Source organism: Cryobacterium sp. TMT2-15-1 (assembly GCF_004402345.1).
Taxonomy (GTDB): domain Bacteria; phylum Actinomycetota; class Actinomycetes; order Actinomycetales; family Microbacteriaceae; genus Cryobacterium; species Cryobacterium sandaracinum.
Window position 1 is genome coordinate 76,477 of sequence record NZ_SOGD01000037.1, and the last position, 18,719, is coordinate 95,195.

Below are 18,719 nucleotides of genomic sequence, written 5' to 3' on the forward strand. Positions count from 1 at the left end.
GACCGCACCCCCGACCCCACCGGGGACGCAGTGGGGAGGCCGCCCGCGGGCTGCCTCCCCACCTTTCTCCGTCAGGTGCTGCAGCGTGACTACTTCACAGCCAGGCTGCCCTTGAACTGGAGCCCCGTCGAGCCGGAGCCGCCGCCCCTGGTCGTGCCGTTGACCGCGGAGGTGGTCTCGCCGAACGTCATCGTCGTGTGGGCGATGGCATCGGCCATCTGCTCCAGCACCTCCGCATTGATGTTCGTGATGTCGTCGCATGCGGCGTGGTAACAGGCGTCGTACGGTGCGCCGGCGACGCCACCATAAGTGACCGCCTCGGCCTCCGTCATCAGGTCTTCCGCACCGGTGAACAGCCCGCCGGCAGGAATGCCGTTCTCGATGAACCCGAAGTAGTCGGACCGACCGTCGAACTCGGTGGGTTCTGTGGCCAGCCCCTGCGAGGCGAAGTAGTCCAGGAAGACCTTCTCGACCAGCGCCGACCCGTTCGGGCCGGTGGTGCCGAAGGACGAGCCGTCACCGTCGTAGACGAAGCGCACAAAGTTCGGCGATGCGACCATGTCGAAGTTCAGGTTGACGGCGTGCGCCTTGATCTGGCGTTTCGTCAGCTGTGAAACGTAGTACTCGGAACCGACCAGTCCATCCTCCTCGCTGCCCCAAAACGCGAACCGCACCCGGTTGGTGGGTGCGTTGCCGGAGGCGGCGAGCTGGATGGCGGTTTCCAGGATGGCGGCGCTGCCGCTGCCGTTGTCGTTGATTCCCGCGCCCTCGGCAACGGAGTCGAGGTGCGCTCCGGCCACGACCGTGCGGTCCGCGCGACCGGCCGAATCGGCCAGGATGTTGAAGGATTCGGTGACGGTGACCTCAGCATCCACGGCCAGCCGCACGGTCGGGGCAGGCTGCCCGGCCAGAGCCGCGCCGAGCACGAAGGTCGTTCCGATGACCGGAACGGCGGTCTGCGGGGCGTCCAGAGTGCCGTTGACGATACCGAGGCGATCATCGGCGTTTCCCTGGTTGAAGATGATCACGCCGGCGGCGCCGGCCGCGATCGCATTGTCGGCCTTGACCCGGAAGGTGCAGGTGCCGCGTTGGATCAGAGCGACGTTCCCGGCCGTGAAGCCCGCGAAGTCTGCGGCTTCACAGCCGCTGGTCGAGGCCCGGTCGCCGACCAGGTTGATGTCGACCGCCTGTACCGCCGCCGAGACCGTGCCGGAGCCGGAGTAGCTCATCGTGGCAAAGTCGGTGCCGCCGGCGTAGGTGGTGGGGGTGGGCGTGAACTGCGCGAACGACTCCGCATTCAGCACGAACTGCTCATAGGAGTAGGCCTGACGGATCGGCATGTAGCCCGCGGCCGTGAGCTGCTCTTCGACGTAGACGGCGGATGCCTCGTACCCCGGCGTGCCGGACGCACGCGTGCCGCCGTTGGCATCCGCGATCTTCTGGAGCTCCTCCAGGTGGTCGATGATGCCGGCTGCCGTCACGGCTTCGCGCAGCGCGCCGGTGTCCGTTCCGTTGTCGGCGTAGGCGGGTAGCCCGACGCTGACCGACAGGGCCACGGCCGTGCCGACGGCGGCGAGACGAATATTCCGATTCTGTTTCATGAGGGTCCCTCAGACTGGATCGAACGTGGGCCGGTCGTCGTTGAGCGGCCCTGGGGCGACGCTAGCGTATCCCCCAGTCGCGGGGCAAGGGCAGGTCCCCAGCCCCGCTGCGGGCGCACGGCTTAGGCTGTGGACGTGAACGATATCCTCAGCTGGATCCTGGATACGGTTTCCAGCGTGGATCCGGTGCTGCGCACCCTCCTGGCCGGACTCGGCATGCTTTTGGAGACATCCGTTCTCGTCGGCCTGGTCGTGCCGGGCGATTCCATCGTGATCGTGGCGAGCACGGCGGTGAGCAACACGGCCGAGTTCCTGGGGCTCGTCGCCGCGGTGATCGTCGGAGCCCTGATCGGCGAGAGCATCGGCTTCGCGCTCGGCCGCCACTTCGGGCCGTGGATCCGGATGAGCCGCCTCGGGCGCCGGCTCGGGGAACGCAACTGGGCCCGGGCCGAGATCTACCTGGCACGGCGTGGCGGCATTGCCGTGTTCCTGTCGCGGTTCCTGCCCGTGCTGCACTCGCTGATCCCGCTGACCGTGGGGATGAGCCCGATGCCCTACCGCACCTTCATGAAGTGGACCGTGCCCGCCTGCGTGATCTGGGCGGTGGCCTACGTGTCGATCGGTTCGGCCGCCGCCGAAGGCTACCGCGAGCTCTCCGACCAGCTCCACTTCGCCGGGTACCTCTTCGTCGGTGCGATCGCGGCCTTCGTGCTGCTCGTGTTCCTGGTCAAACGGTGGTTGCACCGCCGCGAGGAGCGACACATGGAGCAGCAGGAGCCTCCGGTCGTCTGACCCCACGTTCGGTCGGGCGACCCCTCGTTCGGCTGTCGGGTTCAGCCGGCAGGGCCGGGCACGACGACCCTCGCGGTGATCAGGTCGTCCGGCACCGGCGTGTGCGAGATGAGCAGCACCGCACGGCCGTCCTCCGCGGCCGTGACCAGGATGTCCCGCACGAGCATGTCGCCCTGCGCCTCGTCGACGTTGGCGGTAGGTTCGTCGACGATGAGCACCGGGAAATCCGCCAGCAACGCGCGCGCCAGCGCGATTCGCTGGGCCTGACCGCCGGAGACCAGGGCACCCCGCTCGCCGACCCGGGCGTCGAGGCCCCCCCGCTGGGCGGCCCACTCCCCCAGCCCGACCCGGGCGAGCACGGCCTCGAGATCGTCGTCGGTGGCCGTCACGCGGGCGAAGAGCAGGTTCTGACGGATGCTGTCGTCGAAGAGCCAGGGACGCTGTTCGCACAGTCCCACCCGGCGGCGCACCTCGGCCGGGGCCAGCGTGCGCGCCTCGACGCCGTCGAGCCGGTACGAGCCCGTGTAGTCGAGGAAGCGCACCAGGGTCTGGGCCAGGGTGGTCTTGCCGGCGCCGCTCGGCCCTGCCAGGTGCACGCGGTCTCCCGGCGCCAGCCGCAGGGTGATGCCCGTGACCGCCGGGGTAGCGGAACCGGGCCAGCGGGCACCCACGTCGGTGAGTTCGAGCACCGGGCGGGCGCTGACGCTCGTGGTGGACAGCGCATCCGCCGGCTCGGTCACCGACTCCGCCGGGATCTCCGCGGGGACGCTGGTCGGCACCGCCGTCGCCACCCGCGCGGCGCTGGAGCGCACCTGGCGCCAGACGCCGAGCGCGAGCGGGATCATTCCGAACACCTCGAACACCGCCATGGGCACGAGCACGACCACGACGAAGCCCGGTCCGCTGACGCCAGCCGGCCCGGAGAGTGCCGGAATGCCGACCCGGAGTGCGGCGACCGTCGCCAGACCCGCGAACAGTGACAGTACGGCTCCCTGCACGCCCACGCCCAGCGACCGGCGCAGGGAGGCCCGGCGCAGCCGGTCGTCGGCCGCCGCAAGGGTGGCCAGGCGGGCGTCGAGGGCCCCGAAGGCGCTCAGCACGTCGAGGTTCTCCACCACCTCGAGCACTTCGCCGGCGAGGGCTCCGCGGAGGGGTGCAAGCTGGCGCTCCGACCGGGCGGACAGCGCGCTGGAGGTGACGGTGGCGAGCAGACCGGCAACGAGGAGCGCCAGCGCCAGCGTGACACCGGCGGCGGGGAGAACCAGCCAGACCCCGACCACGCTCACGCTCACGAGGATCCCCGCCGTGGCCAGAGGCTGCACCACCCGCAGCGGGAAGTCCTGCAGGTCGTCGACGTCACGCACGAGGCGACTGAGCAGGTCGCCGCGGCTCGTGCCTCCGAGGCCGGCCGGGGAGAGCGGCAGGATCCGGGAGAAGATGCCCACGCGCAGGTCAGCCAGCTGGCGGAACGCGGCGTCGTGGCTGGCCAGACGCTCGAGGTAGCGGAACGCAGACCGGCCGAGGGCGAACGCCCGCACCCCGACGACCGCCATCGAGAGGAACATGACCGGCGGTTGCTCGGCGGCTCGGGTGATCAGCCACGCCGACGACGCCAGGAGGGCCACCGCGAAGGCCGCGCTCAGCACGCCCGCGGCCAGGCCGGCAGCGAACCGGCGGGCAGGCGGCTGGGCCAGGCGCAGCACGGCGCGCACTTCGGCCCGGCCGGCCGGCCGGGGGCCGGCGATCCTGCTCGCGCTCCCGCTCGTGCTCGGTCGGGAATCAGACATGGGCCACTGCGTTCAGGGCGACGATCTGGTCGGCGGCGTCCCGCAGCGCGGGCCGGTGGCTGACCACGACCACAATCCGCCCCGCGGCGGTGAGCCGGCGCAGCCCGGCGACGAGGGAAGCCTCCGCCGCCTCGTCCAGCGCGGAACTAGGCTCGTCGAGGACGACCACGGCGCAGTCGTGGACCTCGGCGCGGTAGATGGCGCGGGCGGCGGCCACCCGCTGGGCCTGCCCGCCCGAGAGCCCCTCACCGGCGACGCCGAGCAGACTGGAGGGATCGAGATCGCCGGCCCCGGCGAACTCCAACGACCGCGTCACGGCGTCCGGGTCGACGGATGCGTCGCCGAGAGCAAGATTGTCGGCGATCGTTCCCTGGAATAGTCCCGGCCGTTGCCCGGCCCATGCCAGCCACGGGCGCGGCGTGCCCGTGGTCTGCTCCGCACCGCCCTGCAGGATTCGCCCGTCGAAGGGGATGAATCCCTGCAGTGCGGCCACCAGCGTGGATTTTCCGGCGCCGCTCGGGCCCACGACCACGGTGAGTTCGCCGGGGCGGAACACGGCGTTGAAATCGTGCACGGGGGCATCCGTGCCCCGCCGGATCGTGACGTGCTCGAATCGGAGCGTGCCGGTATCCGCGGGGCCCGCTCCGGTGGGCGCGCCAGACGGGTCAGTCGAGGCAGCCGGGATCGCCGCGTCCCGGAGCCCGGCACCGTCGTCGAGAATGGCGAAGACCTCCTCGGCGGCCGCCAGACCGTCGGCCGCGGCGTGGAACTGGGTGCCGACCTGCCGTACGGGGAGAAAAGCCTCCGGGGCCAGCAGCAGCACGAACAGGCCGACGCCGACGGCGAGGCTTCCGTCGACCAGGCGCAGCCCGATGGAAACGGCGACGAGGGCCACCGACAGGCTGGCCGCCAGTTCGAGCACGAACCCGCTGAGGAAGGAGACCCGCAGCACCTTCATGGTGCGGGCGCGGTAGTCCTCGGTGATGGTGCGCACCCGGGCGAACTGGCGTCGCTCCCGACCGTAGATCTTAAGCGTGCCGAGCCCGCCGACGAGGTCGAGGAACCCCGTCGACAGCCGCTGCAGGGACTCCCATTGCTGCCGCTGCACGGACTGGGTGGCCTGGCCGATCAGCACCATGAAGACGGGGATGAATGGCAGCACGACGATGACTGTGATGCCGCTGGGCAGGTCCTGCCAGAGCATCACCAGGATCAGCAGGGGCGTGCTGATCGCCGCCAGCAAAAGCTGGGGCAGGTAGCGGGCGAAGTAGTTGTCCAGCGCGTCCAGCCCCTGGGTGGCCAGGGTGGAGACACCGGCGCTGGCCCGGCCGCTGAGCCAATCCGGGCCGCGCTCGGCGACGCGGTCGAGCACCTGGCGGCGCAGCTGACTCTTGACCTGGGCTGCCCCGCGGGTGGCGGCCACCTCGAGGAGCCACGCCAGCGCCGCCCGCACCACGATCACGCCCGCAAGGGCGGCCATGGTGAAGGCCAGCGAATTCGGAGAGGCCCCGGTTAACGCGAGGGTGATGCTCTGGCTCAGCAGCCAGGAGAACGCGATGACCGTGACGGTCTGCGCCAGTCCGAGCAGGGCTCCCACCGACAGGAACCACCGAGCGGCTGACGCGTAGCGGAGGAGCCGAGGATCGAAGGGGCGCATTTAAGTTCAGTGTACGGTGAACTCTACGTCGGCCGACACGGTCGCGCGGCTGACCCGCTTGCGCAGAACCCAGTAGGTCCAGCCCTGGTACAGGAAGATGACGGGCATGGCGAACAGGGCGGTCCAGCTCATCACCTGCAGTGTGTACGGCGTCGAGGAGGCGTTCTCGATGGTCAGGCTGTTGGCTGCACCGTTGCTCGCCGGCATCACGTCGGGGAACAGGGACGCGAAGAGCGTCAGCACCGCGAGGGCGATCGTCGCAGCCATCAGCGTGAAGGCCCAGCCTTCGGCGCCCCGCAGGTTCGCCAGGAACGCCCCGATCAGGGCGACCGCGGCGAGGGCGGCGAAGGCGCCGGTGGCCAGGCTGCCGAAGGCGAGGGTGGTCCAGACCAGGAATGAGGCGGCTATCACGATGGTGGCGACCCCGGCCTTGACGGCGAGCTTCTGAGCGCGCTGACGGATGTCCCCCTCGGTCTTGAGGGAGATGAACACCACGCCGTGGGTGAAGAATAGAAGCAGCGTGGTGAGACCGCCGAGGAGGGCGTAGGGGTTGAGCAGGTCGAAGAAGGAGCCGATGTAGTTGTGGCCGGCGTCCAGTGGAACGCCCTGCACGATGTTGGAGAAGGCGACGCCCCAGAGCAGGGCGGGAACGGCGGACCCGATCACGATCATGAGGTCGAAGCGTTTCTTCCAGGCCGCTTCCGGGCGTTGGTGCCGGTATTCGAATGACACCCCGCGCAGGATGAGGGCAAGCAGGATCACCAGCAGGGCCAGGTAGAACCCGCTGAACAGGGTGGCGTACCACTCCGGGAAAGCGGCGAACAGTGCTGCACCGGCCACGATCAGCCAGGTTTCGTTGAGGTCCCAGATCGGCCCGATGGTGTTGATGATGACCCGGCGGTCGAGGTCGTCCGTGCCCAGGAAGGGCAGCGACATGCCGACGCCGAAGTCGAAGCCGTCCAGAACGAAGTAGCCGATGAAGAGTGCACCGATGATCCAGAACCAGAGAATGTTGAGATCCATCATGCGCTCCTAGTAGACCGTGACCTGTGGCGTGACCTTGCCGGACACCGGGTCGGGTTCCGCCAGTGAGGCAGGTCCCGTCCGCACGGCCTGCAGGATCAACTTGAATTCGACGACGGCGAGGGCGCCGTAGATCAGCGTGAAGGCGATCAGCGAGATCAGGATCTCGACGCCGCTGACATTGGGTGACACGCCGTCCTGGGTGCGCAGGAGTCCGAACACCAGCCAGGGCTGCCGGCCCATCTCGGTGAAGATCCAGCCGACGCTCATGGCGAGAAGCGAGAACGGGAAGCTCCAGATGGCGATCTTCCAGACCCAGCTGGCCTGGGGGCTGCGCCCGCCGCGGGTCAGCCAGAGGCCGACGACGGCAACCAGGATGTGGGCGATGCCGAGACCGATCATCCAGCGGAAGGCCCAGTAGGTGATCCAGATGGTCGGGGTGTAGTCGCCGGGGCCGTACAGGGTCACATACTGCGCCTGCAGGTTGTCGATGCCTTCGACCGTGCCGTTGAGGGTGTGGGTCGACAGGAACGACAAAAGGTATGGGATACGAATCGAGAACAGTTCGCTGACGCCGTCGGGGGTGCCGAGGGTGAAGATCGAGAAGGATGCCTCGGCGCCCGTCGCTGTCTTGTACATCGCCTCGGCCGCCGCCATCTTCATGGGCTGGGCCGCGGTCATGGCCAGGCTCAGCGAGTCGCCGAAGAAGGTGGTGAGCGCTCCGGAGACAACCATCATCCACATGCCCAGCTTGAGTGCGGGACGCATGGATTCCACGTGCTGCTTGCGCAGCAGGTGCCAGGCGGCCACCGAGATGACGAGCCCCGACGACACCATGAAGCAGGCGAAGATCGTGTGTGGGAAGGAGGCCACAGCGATCGGGTTGGTCAGAAGTTCGCCGATACTGGTGAGCTCGGCCCGGCCGCGCTCCTCGTTGATGCGGAACGCGATCGGGTTTTGCATGAACGCGTTCGCCGCGAGGATGAAGTAGGCCGAGGCGATCGAACCGGCCGTGGTCAGCCAGATGGTGGCGAGGTGCAGGCCGCGGGGCAGCTTGTCCCAGCCGAAGATCCACAGTCCGATGAACGTGGCCTCCAGGAAGAAGGCGATGATGCCCTCGAAGGCGAGCGGGGCGCCGAAGACGTCACCGACGAAGCGGGAGTAGTCCGACCAGTTCATTCCGAACTGGAACTCCTGCACGATTCCGGTAACGACGCCCATGGCGAAGTTGATCAGGAAGATCTTGCCGAAGAAGTGGGTCAGTTGGAGGTACTTGGCCTTGTCGGTGCGCACCCAGGCGGTCTGGAAAAGGGCGACCGTGAACGCCAGCCCGATCGTGAGCGGTACGAAGAGGAAGTGGTAGACGGTAGTCAGACCGAATTGCCATCTCGACAGGAGTAACGGATCCAGCCACTCGTTCATGCGCCCTCCAGCGTCATCGGGTTTTTCTACACTCTGTAGAACATTACTCTTCTACGAGACGTAGAAGAGTTGATTGCCGCCCGCTAGACTCCCCAGTATGGGGAGCTTGGGAGTGCTGGAACGGCTGCTGATGGATGTCCTGTGGGACACCGCAACGCCTCTGCCTGCCAACGACCTCCGAGATCGGCTGCTCACCCCGACGGCCGCCACCACGAGGCGCACACCACTCGCCACCACGACAGTGCTCACGGTGCTTTCCCGCCTGGAGACCAAGGGCTTCGTCACCCGCGACCGAGACACCCGGCCGCACCGCTACCGGGCCGTGTCGACCCGGGCGGAACATACCGCGGAGCTGATGCACGAGGTGCTCGGCTCTGCTCCCGACCGGCAGGCGGCCCTCGCCCGGTTCATCGGGGATGTCACCCCTCAGGAGGCCGACGTTTTGCGCCTGCTCCTCGGCACCGCACCTCTCGGTCGCGAGTGACCGGCATCCAGTCCCCACTCCAGTCCCTGCTCCAATCAGCACGCGTCGGAGCGGCCGAGTCGTGTTCGTCACGGCCGTAGCGCTTCTGATCGTGGCCGTGCTGCTCGCCGGTCCGGTCCCGATCTGGCTTGCCACCGCCGGCTGGCCGGCCCGCTCCCCCGCGGTCGCCCTAGTGTTGTGGCAGTCCATCGCCCTGGCCGGAGGGCTCTCGATGCTCGGCTCGCTGCTCAGCTTCGGGCTGATCCCGTTCGGCGAGAACCTGTTCGAGGGCATCCGCGCACTGGCGGGCCATCTCTTCACCGGCACACTGCCGGCCGGCACGTCGTTCGGCTCGGTACTCCTGCTGTGCGCGGCGCTGATCCTCGGCAGCCATCTGCTGCTCAACCTCGCCGCGACCTTCTCCCGCGCGGGGCGCCAGCACCGCAGGCACCGGCACCTGATCGGACTACTCAGCGACCCTCTGCCGAACCATTCCGGCACGCGTGTGATCGAACACGACGCCCCGGTCGCGTACTGCCTGCCCGGCGCGACCCGGTCGGCGACCGTGCTTTCTCGCGGCCTTCTGCAATTGCTGAATGCCGACCAGTTGCGCGCGGTGATCGCACACGAGCGCGCCCACCTGGTGCAGCAGCACCACCTCGTGCTGCTCGCCTTCAAGTCCTGGCACAGCGCATTGCCGTGGTTCCCGATCGCGAACCGCGCCGAGAACGCGGTCGCCCTGCTGGTCGAGATGCTCGCCGACGACCAGGCCCGGCGGGTGGTGGACGACCGAACGTTGGCCACCGCGATCGCACTGGTCGGGTCGGCACACCAGGTGGACCCGCTGGGAACGGATGTCGAACTCGCCGACGGCCCGGACCATCCGTTCGACCTGGTGACACCCCGCGTTCGCCGCCTGATCACCCCACCGGCGCCGCTGACGCCCTCCGCCGTGCTTTTCGTCGCGGCTGGCGCCGGCGCACTCCTGTTGCTGCCGACGCTGCTCCTCTCCCTCGCCTGAGCCCGCGACTGCCCCTGCCCCTGACGAATTCGACGGAGATTCTCGGCCCCAGAGCCCGTTTTGCTCCAAAACCGGCCCGTAGGCGCAGAATCTCCGTCGAATTGGTCAGGCAGTGCCCGAGTCAGCTGGTGCCTAGAAGAGGTTCGCTTGTTCGAGCCAAGCGGCAGCGATTTTCTCGGCCGAGAGCTGGTCGTTCACGCTCTCGGAGTTGAGGCCCACCAGGTCCTCGGCGGTCAGAGCGGCACTGACGGCGTTGAGCACGTCGGCGGCCTTCCCGCCGACCTTGTCGGACACCACGGGCACGACGTTGTCCGCGAAGAACAGGCCGTCCGGGTCGTCGAGGGCGACGAGGCTGTCCGACTTGATGTTCGGGCTGGCCGTGTAGACGTTCGTGATCTGAATGTCGTTGTCGACGAGAGCTTTGATCGTGAGCGGGCCGCCACCATCCTCAATGGGCGTGAAGCCGGCGATGGGAATGCCGTACTTCTCTGTCAGGGTCGTCGGTCCGTAGGGGCGGGTCTGGAGTTCGGACGGTCCGCCGACGGTGATCGGCTCGGTGACATCGGCGAGCGACGCGATGTCGGTCAGGCTGTACTTGTCGGCGAAGGCCTGCGTGACGGTCCAGGAGTTCTGGTCCGTGGCCGAGGCCATGTCGAGCACGCTCAGCCCCTCGGGCAGCTCGTCCTGCAGCTGCGCGTAGGTCTCGTCGGCGGTGCCTCCGGCGGCATCCGCATTCAGGGCCTGCAGCAGGCTGCCGGTGTACTCGGGGAAGACGTCGATGGCACCGGATTCGATCTCGGGCAGGTAGACCTCGCGCTGACCGATCTTGAACTGGCGGTCGACCGTGAAGCCGTTCCCCTCCAACGCCAGGGCGTAGATTTCGGCGATGATCTCGTTCGAGTAGTAGTCCTGCGAACCGACGACCAGGGTGGTGGACCCCTCGTCGGCGTTACTTCCGCTGTCCAGTGGGTCACCGGACGCACACCCTGCAAGGGCTACGACGGCCCCAACCGCGACCGCGGCGACAGCCGCGAGCCGGCCTCTGTGAGCTGTGAACATTAGTGGGTTCCTTTCGTGATGGCGGGATCCATCCCCGGGACAGGTCGGGCTGACCTGCCACGGTCGACTGGGGGACGTCCGGACGCGACGCCTCTGGGAACGACAAGTCGCTGAACAACAGTGAATATTCCCTCGAGGACGAGGGCGACCAGGATCACGAGCAGTGACCCGCCCAGCATCTCCGCGTAGTCGCGGGTTTTCAACCCGGCGAACAGGAACCGGCCGAGGCCGATATCCGCCACATAGGCAGCCAGGGTCGCCGTGGCGACGACCTGCAGGGTGGCCGAACGGATGCCCGCGATCAGCAACGGCAACCCCAAGGGGATCTCGACCGTGCCCACGATCTGGCTCTCCGACATCCCGACCGACCGGGCGGAGTCGATGACGGACCGGTCAATGACCTCGAAGCCGGCGTAGGCACCCGCGAGGATCGGCGGGATCGCCAGGACCGTGAGCGCGACGTAAGGCGCACCGAGCCCAATCCCGACCCACAGCGCGACCAGGGTCAACAGGCCGAGGGTCGGAATGGCCCGCAGCCCGCCGGAGGTGGCCACAGCGAAGCTACGTCCCCGACCCGTATGCCCGATCAGGAAACCAACCGGAATCGCGATCACGGAGGCCATCAGGACCGCCACGAGGGTGAACACCAGGTGTTCGATCGTCCGCGCCGGAATGCCGCCCGGCCCGGCGAAATTGGCCGGGTCGAGGATCCAGTTCACCGCGTCAACGAACAGGTTCATGCTGACGCCTCCGTGAGCCGGGCCACCCGGACGGCCCTCCGGTCGGTCGCCGCCAGGCGGGTCCAGGGCAGCAGAACCCACCCGAGCAGCACGAGGGAGCCGTCCAGCAGCAGCGCCAGCGCCACGGTCAGCACGATTCCGGCGATGATTTCGGCCTGGATACCGCGCTGAAAGCCATCCGTGAACAGGCTGCCGAGGCTCTGCGCGCCGATCACGGCCCCCACCGTGGCGAGGCTGACCGTGCTGACGGCCACGACCCGCAGGCCGGCCAGGAGCACCGGCCCGGCCAGCGGCAGCTCAACCTGCCAGAAGATGCTCCAGCCGGAATACCCCACGGCGACAGCGGACTGGCGCACATCCTGGTCCACGGATGCCAGCCCGTCGGCCACCACGCGTACCATCAACGCGACGCCGTAGATCGTCAGGGCGATGATCAGATTGAGCGGCGAGCGAAGGCTGGTGCCGACGATGGCCGGGATCACGAAGAACAGCGGCAGGGACGGGATGGCGTAGAGCAGCCCACTGGCCGTCAGGATCACGCCGCGGCCGGCACGGTACCGGTTCGCGAGCCAGCCCAGCGGCACGGCGATCAGGAAGCTGAGAAGGATCGGCGGCACGCTGAGGATCAGGTGGTCCAGGGTGCGATCCCAGAGCAGGTCGAGATTCGACCAGATCCAGGTCACCGCGGAGCCTGGGAATCCGGGGAGTGCGCGGTCTTCCCCGGCGCCACGAGCACACCGGCCAGGCGGCCCTCACTGTCGAGCAGCAGGTCGGAGTCGCCGCGGCGTTCCAGATGCAGGGCACGCTTGCCGCGATCCGCTCCGACGAAGCTGGCCACGAAGTCGTCGGCCGGGTTCGCCAGGATCTCGGCCGGCGCCCCCACCTGGGCGATCCGTCCGCCGTCACGCAGGATGACGACCTGGTCACCGAGGAGGAACGCCTCCTCGATATCGTGGGTGACGAACACGACCGTTTTGCCGAGCTCGCTCTGCAGCCGGATCAGTTCTTGCTGGAGCTCGGCCCTCACGATCGGGTCGACGGCGCCGAACGGCTCGTCCATCAGCAGAATGTTTGGGTTGACCGCGAGCCCGCGCGCCACCCCGACCCGCTGCTGCTGCCCGCCGGAGAGCTGGCTGGGGTACCGGTCCGCCAGGGTCTGGTCCAGGCCCACCGTGTCAAGCAGGGTGAGGGCGTCGGCGCGGGCCTTCTTTCTCGGCACCCCGCGCAGCAGCGGAACGGTCGCGACGTTGTCGATCACCGTGCGGTGCGGGAGCAGGCCGGAGTTTTGCATCACATAGCCGATGCCGCGCCGCAGTGGCACCGGCTCGAGCTGGGCGATGTCGGCCCCGTCGATCTCGATCGTGCCGCGGCTCGGGTCAACCATCCGATTGATCATGCGCAGCAGGGTGGTCTTGCCCGAGCCGGAGGAGCCGACGAGCACCGTCGTCTGGTGCGACGGGAGCGTCAGGCTGAAATCGTCAACGGCGAGTGTGCCGTCCGGGAACTGCTTGCTCACCGAGCGAAACTCGATCATGAAAATGGCTCATTTCTCGACCGAAGTCGACACAACGCGGGAGGCAGGTACACCACCCAACCATCACACGGCGCCGCGAGCCAACGGATCGCGGAATTCCTAGCGAACGCTCGGCCCGTAGTATCCGGCGAGGTAGTCATGCGTGACCACGCGGCACTCTTCGATGAACCGCTCATCGCCCTGCGGGTCGGAGCGGAACGCCCGCGACAGGATCGAGTCGCCCATCTCGACGGCGACCTCGAGCCGGAAGATCAGTTCGTCGCCGCCCTCGAGGCCGAACTCCTCGACCAGCATGCCGGCCACCCGGCGGGCGAAGTATCCCGCGTCGGGGGCTTCGACGACAGGCACACCCTGCCGGTCGTCGAAATGCATGATGCGAAACCCCGGCTCAGAGCGGTACAGGTCGACGAAGGCCGTGATGGCCACGTCGACGGCCTGCCACCAGCCCTGGGGAGCGTTCGTCTTCAGCTGCTCCGCAACTCGGCTCCGGAATCGCAGCACCGCGCGCTCGCGCAGCGCCTGCAGCACCGCGACGCGATCGGGGTAGTACCGGTACACAGTCCCGATCGACGCGCCTGCGCGCTCGGCCACCATGGCGGTCGTGATGCGGTCGAACCCGACCTCGTCCACGACGACCGCGGCGGCGTCGAGCAGACCGGACAGTCGTGCCGTGCTGCGCTGTTGGATCGGCTCGATGCGGGCCTGCTGGGCCGGCACAAAAGGATCCCCACCGAAAAGGTCACTGAGTGACACTTGTCCTCCTTGAGAGTAATTCACTAATACTAGGCGGCAATGTGCCCCGCGGTGGGACGTGACGGCGTGTCTCGCCCGACTGGGCAGAAATATCCCTCGGATGTCCGGGCGACCCGACTTCGATGCCGGGTAGCGTCGTGCGCATGCCAGACTAGGGACGTGCCGACATATCCGCGAATCCCGCCCACGGGCACGCCAGCGAAGATGATGCATCGCGCAGCCCGCATCGAGGACTGGCTGCACTTCAAGCGCGAACGCCACGCCCGCAAACGCGGCTACCTGCCCACGGTCATCCCCTATGCCGGCTACGGCTCGACCGAGTGGGTGCGCATCCTGTGCCGGGTGCTTCTGGCCAAACCGGCCAAGCCCGGCTCCAAGCAGGCACGCCGCCACTGGCACGCCGACCGCCGCGAGGCCGGAATTCGCGGCTGGCACAGCTTCACCAGCGTTCCGGTCAACGACGTGACGGTGACCATCGAGATCAACGGCTTCTCCCACCGGGTGCAGGCCGACCGCGGGGGCGTGGTCGACACCGTCATTCCGGTCACGCTCACCCCGGGCTGGCAGATGGCCCGGCTGCACACCGACGACACGGCAGCGCCGGTCGAGGCCCCGCTCTTCATCGTGGCCCCGACGGTACGCCGCGGGATCCTCTCCGACGTCGATGACACGGTCATGGTGACCACCCTTCCCCGCCCGCTGCTCGCCGCCTGGAACACCTTCGTGCTCGACGAGCACGCCCGAGTTCCCACGCCGGGCATGGCGGTCCTCCTCGACCGCCTCGCCGCGGTGAACGAGGGCGCCCCGATGATCTACCTGTCGACCGGGGCCTGGAACGTCGCCCCGACCCTGACCCGGTTCCTGAACCGCAACCTGTACCCGTCGGGGGCTCTCCTGCTCACTGACTGGGGTCCCACCCACGACCGCTGGTTCCGGAGCGGCCAGGACCACAAGCGGGCCAACCTGCGCCGTCTGGCCCAGGAATTCCCGGAGATCCGCTGGATTCTGTTCGGCGACGACGGCCAGCACGATGAGGCCATCTACAGCGAGTTCCAGCGAGACTTCGCCGACAATGTCGAGGCCGTCGCGATCCGCCAGCTCTCCCCCAGCCAGGCCGTTCTGGCCGGTCGCCGGGCGAAGGATGCCGCGCCCGCGCCCCGCGATCCCCGCTGGGTGTACGGGCCGGACGGCTCGGCCCTCGCCCGGCAGCTCGCGGACCGCGCTCTGATCTAGGCGCGACGGCGTGTTTTGGGCTCGGCGGCCTGTCTCCGTTGGCTACAGTTCTGCGGCGAGGATGCGGTCGAGGCCACGGTTGATCTGGCGAGCCCAGAGCGGCCCTCGATAGAGGAACCCGGTGTAGCCCTGAACGAGCGTCGCACCCGCGGCGAGGCGCTCGGCCACGTCGTTCGCGGTCTCTACACCGCCGACCGAGATCACGCACAGCTCCCGGGGCACAGCGGCCCGGATCACGCGCAGCACGGCCAGGGACCGCGCCTGGAGCGGGGCACCGGAGAGACCGCCGGCGCCGGCAGCCTCGACGGTTGCGGCATCCGTTTTCAGTCCGGCGCGGGCAATCGTGGTGTTCGTGGCGATGATGCCGTCGAGACCCAACTCCACCACGAGTTCGGAGATCCGGGTCACTTCATCATCGGCGAGGTCGGGGGCGATTTTCACCAGCAGGGGCGTGGCGCCGGCCTCGGTCTTGACCGCCCGAAGCAGCGGGGCGAGTTGGTCGAGTCCCTGCAGTCCGCGTAGCCCGGGCGTGTTGGGCGAGCTGACGTTCACGACGAGATAGTCAGCCAGGGGCGCGAGCAGCGCGGCACTGACCAGGTAGTCGGCGGTGGCGTCCTCGACCGCGGTGACGCGGCTCTTGCCGATGTTGATGCCGAGGACCGGGCGACCGGCAGCGGAGCGAACGTGCGCGAGGCGCACCCGGGCGGCGCGGGCACCGGCGTTGTTGAAGCCCATCCGGTTGACGACCGCGCGATCGGGGATCAAGCGAAACAGGCGCGGTTTCGGGTTGCCGGGCTGGGGAACGGCGGTGATGGTGCCAACCTCCACGTGCCCGAACCCGAGCTGGCCGAGCCCGAGCACGGCTTCACCGTCTTTGTCGAAGCCGGCGGCCACACCGAACGGCGACTGGAATCGCAGACCCAGGGTCTGGACACCGAGGTCGGTGCGCGGGCGCGTGAAGCGGTGCACGACCCGGCCGACACCGAACGCGGGCAGCGCCCGGATCACGGTGAAGGCGAGGTGATGGGCTCGTTCGGGGTCGAGGCGGGTCAGGAACAGCGAGAAGATCAGCGGGTACACGGTGCCGCCTACGACTCGGACGGGTGTGCGGCGCCCGCGCCGCTGCCCTGCTCGGGGCGGGAGCCGTGTTCGGTGCGGGATCCGTGTTCGGTGCGCAGCCGGGCGATCGCGGTCTCGAAATCCTCGAGCGAATCGAATGCCTGGTAGACACTCGCGAAGCGGAGATAGGCCACCTCATCAAGTTCGCGCAGCGGCGGCAGGATCGCGAGGCCGACCTCGTTCGCCTTCACCTGCGACGCGCCGGTCTGCCGGATGGTCTCCTCCACCCGCTGGGCAAGCATGGCCAGGTCGGAATCCGTTACCGGACGACCTTGGCAGGCCTTGCGCACGCCGGCCACGATCTTGTCGCGGCTGAACGGTTCGACGACCCCGCTGCGCTTGACGATGTTCAGGCTGGCGGTCTCGGTGGTGCTGAACCTCCGGCCGCATTCGGGGCACTGTCGACGCCGACGAATGGAAAGTCCGTCGTCGCTCGTGCGCGAGTCGATGACTCGGGAGTCCGGGTGGCGGCAGAACGGGCAGAACATCGTGGGCCCAGCTTACAGCGCCGTCGTGAAACGGGCCGTGACGGCGTCGCCGTGCGCGGGCAGCGCCTCCGCCGCGGACAGGGCCGCGATGTGGTCCGCGACCTCGCGCAGTGCCTCCCGGCTGTACGTGACGACCTGCTGGGGGCGCAGGAAGGTGTAGGCGCCGAGTCCGGAGGCGAACCGGGCCTGGCCTCCCGTCGGCAGCACGTGGTTCGAGCCAGCCACGTAGTCGCCGAGGCTCACGGGCGAATGAGGGCCGAGGAAGATGGCGCCGGCGTTCTCGATCAGCGCGAGCACGGCATCCGGGTCGCTCGTCTGGATCTCGAGGTGCTCGGGACCGAACGCGTTGCTGAACGCGGCCGCGGCGTCGAGGTCGTCCACGAGCACGATCCCCGACTGGCGCCCGTTCAGGGACGCGGTGACACGGATGCTGTGGGTCGTGCTCTGCATCAGGTCGACCAGGTGCAGTGCGACGGCGTCGGCGAGCTCGGCCGAATCGGTGACCAGCATGGCGGCGGCCAGCTCGTCGTGCTCGGCCTGGCTGACCAGGTCGGCCGCGACGACGCCGGGGTCGGCGGACGCATCCGCGATGACCAGGATGTCGGTAGGGCCGGCCTCGGAGTCGATGCCGGTCACACCGCGCACGAGCCGCTTGGCGGCGGCCACATAGACGTTGCCGGGGCCGGTGACCAGCTGCACCGGATCCAGGCCGAGCCCGGGAACACCGTAGGCGAAGGCGCCGACCGCGCCGGCCCCGCCCATGGCGTAGATTTCGTCGATGCCGAGCAGGCCCGCCACGGCGAGGATGGTGGGGTGCACGCGTCCGTCGAAGTCGCTCTGCGGCGGCGACGCCAGCGCGATCGAGGAGACGCCGGCGATCTGGGCCGGAACCACGTTCATCACGACGCTCGAGGGGTAGACGGCTTTGCCGCCGGGAACGTACAGGCCGACCCGGTTGATCGGCTGCCAGCGCTGCGTGATGGTGGCGCCGTCGGCGATCGTGGTGGTCACCTGCGGCGGCACCTGGGCCGCGCTGGCGATGCGCACGCGACGGATCGTCTCCTCGATGGCCGTGCGCACCGTCGGGTCGAGCCCGGCCAGTGCCTCGGTGACGTGGGACGCGGGAACCCGCACATGGGACGGACGCACCCGGTCGAGGCGTTCCGCCTGGTCGCGGAGGGCATCCTCGCCTCTGGCCCGCACATCGTCGATCAATTCGGCTGCGACGTCGCTGGCCGCGGTCACGTCGGTGAGCGCACGCGGGACGGCTGCAAGCAATTCCGCCGGAGTGGGCCGGGTCCCTCGGAGGTCAATAGTCTGGATCATCGCGCACCAGCCTAGCCATCAACTCCCGTCCACCGGGAATAGGCTCAATGGCGAGGAGATTGATTCAGTCACATGAGCGACACCGAAGTACCCCAGCCCGCCACCGTACCGCTGGCCGAAGATCCCAATGCGCCGCTGGATCTGGCCGCCTTCAAACATTCCTTCCGGCGTCACGCCGCCGGTGTCGCGGTGATCACCGCGCTGCGCCCGGACGGCGCCCCGGTGGGATTCACGGCCACCTCGCTGGCGTCGCTGTCGTCGGTTCCGCCGCTGGCCACCTTCAACATGGCCCGGTCAGCCAGCACCTGGCCGGCGATCGCCGAGAGCGACCGGGTCGTCATCCACATCCTCGGGGCGCACAATCGTGCCGTCGCCGAGGTGATGTCGGGCCCTGTGAACCAGCGCTTCGTCGGCGACCACTGGCAGCCCGGACCCCACGGCCTGCCCGTGCTGAAGGGCGTCACCTCGTGGATGATCGGGCGAATCATCGAACGCACACTGGTGCACAACAGCGCCGTCGTGGTCGTGAAGATCGAGGAAGGCGGCATGGGCGAGAACGACGAGGCTCTGCTGTACTATGAACGCACCTACCGCGTGCCCGGCGCCCCGGCCTAGCCGTGTGACGGGGCTGCGCCGGCCTCGTCGCGCCGCCGGCGCCGCTCGGCCTCGGCCACGGCGGCCTCCTCCGGCGTGGGCGCGGT

At 68.6% G+C, this 18,719-nt stretch carries 18 protein-coding genes; 5 read left to right on the plus strand and 13 right to left on the minus strand.

All coding sequences use genetic code 11. From position 1 onward, the window contains the following. Positions 1-89: 89 nt before the first annotated feature. Complete coding sequence (locus E3O62_RS10470; RefSeq protein ID WP_134394145.1) at positions 90-1,601, minus strand: M20/M25/M40 family metallo-hydrolase; 1,512 nt, start codon at positions 1,599-1,601, stop codon at positions 90-92. Between the two features lie 135 nt (positions 1,602-1,736). Here E3O62_RS10470 and E3O62_RS10475 point away from each other — a divergent pair, with 135 nt between their 5' ends. After that, positions 1,737-2,393, plus strand: coding sequence for a DedA family protein (locus tag E3O62_RS10475; RefSeq protein ID WP_134398456.1), 657 nt, complete (start codon positions 1,737-1,739; stop codon positions 2,391-2,393). Positions 2,394-2,434: 41 nt separating this feature from the next. Here the strand turns inward: E3O62_RS10475 and cydC are convergent, their stop codons facing one another. From cydC to E3O62_RS10495, 4 genes are read right to left on the minus strand one after another with little or no spacing between them, the layout of a single operon-like run. Further along, positions 2,435-4,180 carry a thiol reductant ABC exporter subunit CydC gene (cydC, locus tag E3O62_RS10480; RefSeq protein WP_134398457.1) on the minus strand — a complete coding sequence of 582 codons (1,746 nt, stop codon included), beginning with the start codon at positions 4,178-4,180 and terminating at the stop codon, positions 2,435-2,437. After that, complete coding sequence (cydD, locus tag E3O62_RS10485) at positions 4,173-5,837, minus strand: thiol reductant ABC exporter subunit CydD (protein ID WP_134398458.1); 1,665 nt, start codon at positions 5,835-5,837, stop codon at positions 4,173-4,175. Before cydD ends, cydC begins: the two co-directional genes overlap by 8 nt. Before the next feature lie 6 nt (positions 5,838-5,843). Further along, positions 5,844-6,860 carry a cytochrome d ubiquinol oxidase subunit II gene (gene cydB / locus E3O62_RS10490; RefSeq protein WP_134398459.1) on the minus strand — a complete coding sequence of 339 codons (1,017 nt, stop codon included), beginning with the start codon at positions 6,858-6,860 and terminating at the stop codon, positions 5,844-5,846. A 9-nt stretch (positions 6,861-6,869) separates the two neighbouring features. Beyond that, positions 6,870-8,282 carry a cytochrome ubiquinol oxidase subunit I gene (locus tag E3O62_RS10495; RefSeq protein WP_134396517.1) on the minus strand — a complete coding sequence of 471 codons (1,413 nt, stop codon included), beginning with the start codon at positions 8,280-8,282 and terminating at the stop codon, positions 6,870-6,872. 97 nt (positions 8,283-8,379) lie between these two features. Between E3O62_RS10495 and E3O62_RS10500 the strand changes: the two genes are divergently transcribed. Both E3O62_RS10500 and E3O62_RS10505 read left to right on the plus strand, forming a co-directional pair. Further along, positions 8,380-8,766 carry a BlaI/MecI/CopY family transcriptional regulator gene (locus E3O62_RS10500; protein WP_134396515.1) on the plus strand — a complete coding sequence of 129 codons (387 nt, stop codon included), beginning with the start codon at positions 8,380-8,382 and terminating at the stop codon, positions 8,764-8,766. 61 nt (positions 8,767-8,827) lie between these two features. Beyond that, a complete protein-coding gene (locus tag E3O62_RS10505) occupies positions 8,828-9,766 on the plus strand; it encodes a M56 family metallopeptidase (protein ID WP_166784922.1) in 939 nt (312 codons plus the stop codon). A gap of 132 nt (positions 9,767-9,898) precedes the next feature. On the opposite strand, the gene E3O62_RS10510 is transcribed toward E3O62_RS10505, so the two are convergent. From E3O62_RS10510 to E3O62_RS10530, 5 genes are all read right to left on the minus strand, one after another. Next, complete coding sequence (locus E3O62_RS10510) at positions 9,899-10,825, minus strand: ABC transporter substrate-binding protein (protein WP_134396512.1); 927 nt, start codon at positions 10,823-10,825, stop codon at positions 9,899-9,901. Then, positions 10,825-11,565, minus strand: a complete 741-nt coding sequence (locus E3O62_RS10515; protein ID WP_134398461.1) for an ABC transporter permease — start codon at positions 11,563-11,565, stop codon at positions 10,825-10,827. The genes E3O62_RS10510 and E3O62_RS10515 overlap by 1 nt, the downstream gene beginning before the upstream one ends. Beyond that, positions 11,562-12,248, minus strand: a complete 687-nt coding sequence (locus E3O62_RS10520) for an ABC transporter permease (protein ID WP_134396508.1) — start codon at positions 12,246-12,248, stop codon at positions 11,562-11,564. The genes E3O62_RS10515 and E3O62_RS10520 overlap by 4 nt, the downstream gene beginning before the upstream one ends. Further along, positions 12,245-13,099, minus strand: coding sequence for an ABC transporter ATP-binding protein (locus E3O62_RS10525; RefSeq protein ID WP_134398462.1), 855 nt, complete (start codon positions 13,097-13,099; stop codon positions 12,245-12,247). Before E3O62_RS10525 ends, E3O62_RS10520 begins: the two co-directional genes overlap by 4 nt. 99 nt (positions 13,100-13,198) lie before the next feature. Further along, on the minus strand, positions 13,199-13,852 hold the full coding sequence (locus E3O62_RS10530; RefSeq protein WP_241973428.1) for a TetR/AcrR family transcriptional regulator: 654 nt from the start codon (positions 13,850-13,852) through the stop codon (positions 13,199-13,201). A 204-nt stretch (positions 13,853-14,056) separates the two neighbouring features. On the opposite strand from E3O62_RS10530, the gene E3O62_RS10535 reads away from it, so the two are divergent. Next, on the plus strand, positions 14,057-15,085 hold the full coding sequence (locus E3O62_RS10535; RefSeq protein WP_241973429.1) for an App1 family protein: 1,029 nt from the start codon (positions 14,057-14,059) through the stop codon (positions 15,083-15,085). Positions 15,086-15,127: 42 nt separating this feature from the next. Here E3O62_RS10535 and E3O62_RS10540 read toward each other — a convergent pair whose 3' ends face one another. Genes E3O62_RS10540 through hisD form a run of 3 tightly spaced genes read right to left on the minus strand, consistent with a single transcriptional unit; the run spans position 15,128 to position 18,018 of the window. Next, positions 15,128-16,165, minus strand: a complete 1,038-nt coding sequence (locus E3O62_RS10540; RefSeq protein ID WP_134398464.1) for a quinone-dependent dihydroorotate dehydrogenase — start codon at positions 16,163-16,165, stop codon at positions 15,128-15,130. Between the two features lie 8 nt (positions 16,166-16,173). Next, the gene (gene nrdR / locus E3O62_RS10545; RefSeq protein ID WP_104100023.1) at positions 16,174-16,692 is read right to left on the minus strand and encodes a transcriptional regulator NrdR; all 519 of its coding nucleotides are present in this window, start codon (positions 16,690-16,692) and stop codon (positions 16,174-16,176) included. A gap of 12 nt (positions 16,693-16,704) precedes the next feature. Next, the gene (hisD, locus tag E3O62_RS10550) at positions 16,705-18,018 is read right to left on the minus strand and encodes a histidinol dehydrogenase (protein ID WP_134396501.1); all 1,314 of its coding nucleotides are present in this window, start codon (positions 18,016-18,018) and stop codon (positions 16,705-16,707) included. Positions 18,019-18,090: 72 nt separating this feature from the next. Between hisD and E3O62_RS10555 the strand changes: the two genes are divergently transcribed. Then, positions 18,091-18,633 (plus strand): flavin reductase family protein, encoded by a 543-nt coding sequence (locus E3O62_RS10555; protein ID WP_134398465.1) that lies wholly within the window; start codon positions 18,091-18,093, stop codon positions 18,631-18,633. The last annotated feature ends 86 nt before the right edge of the window (positions 18,634-18,719 follow it).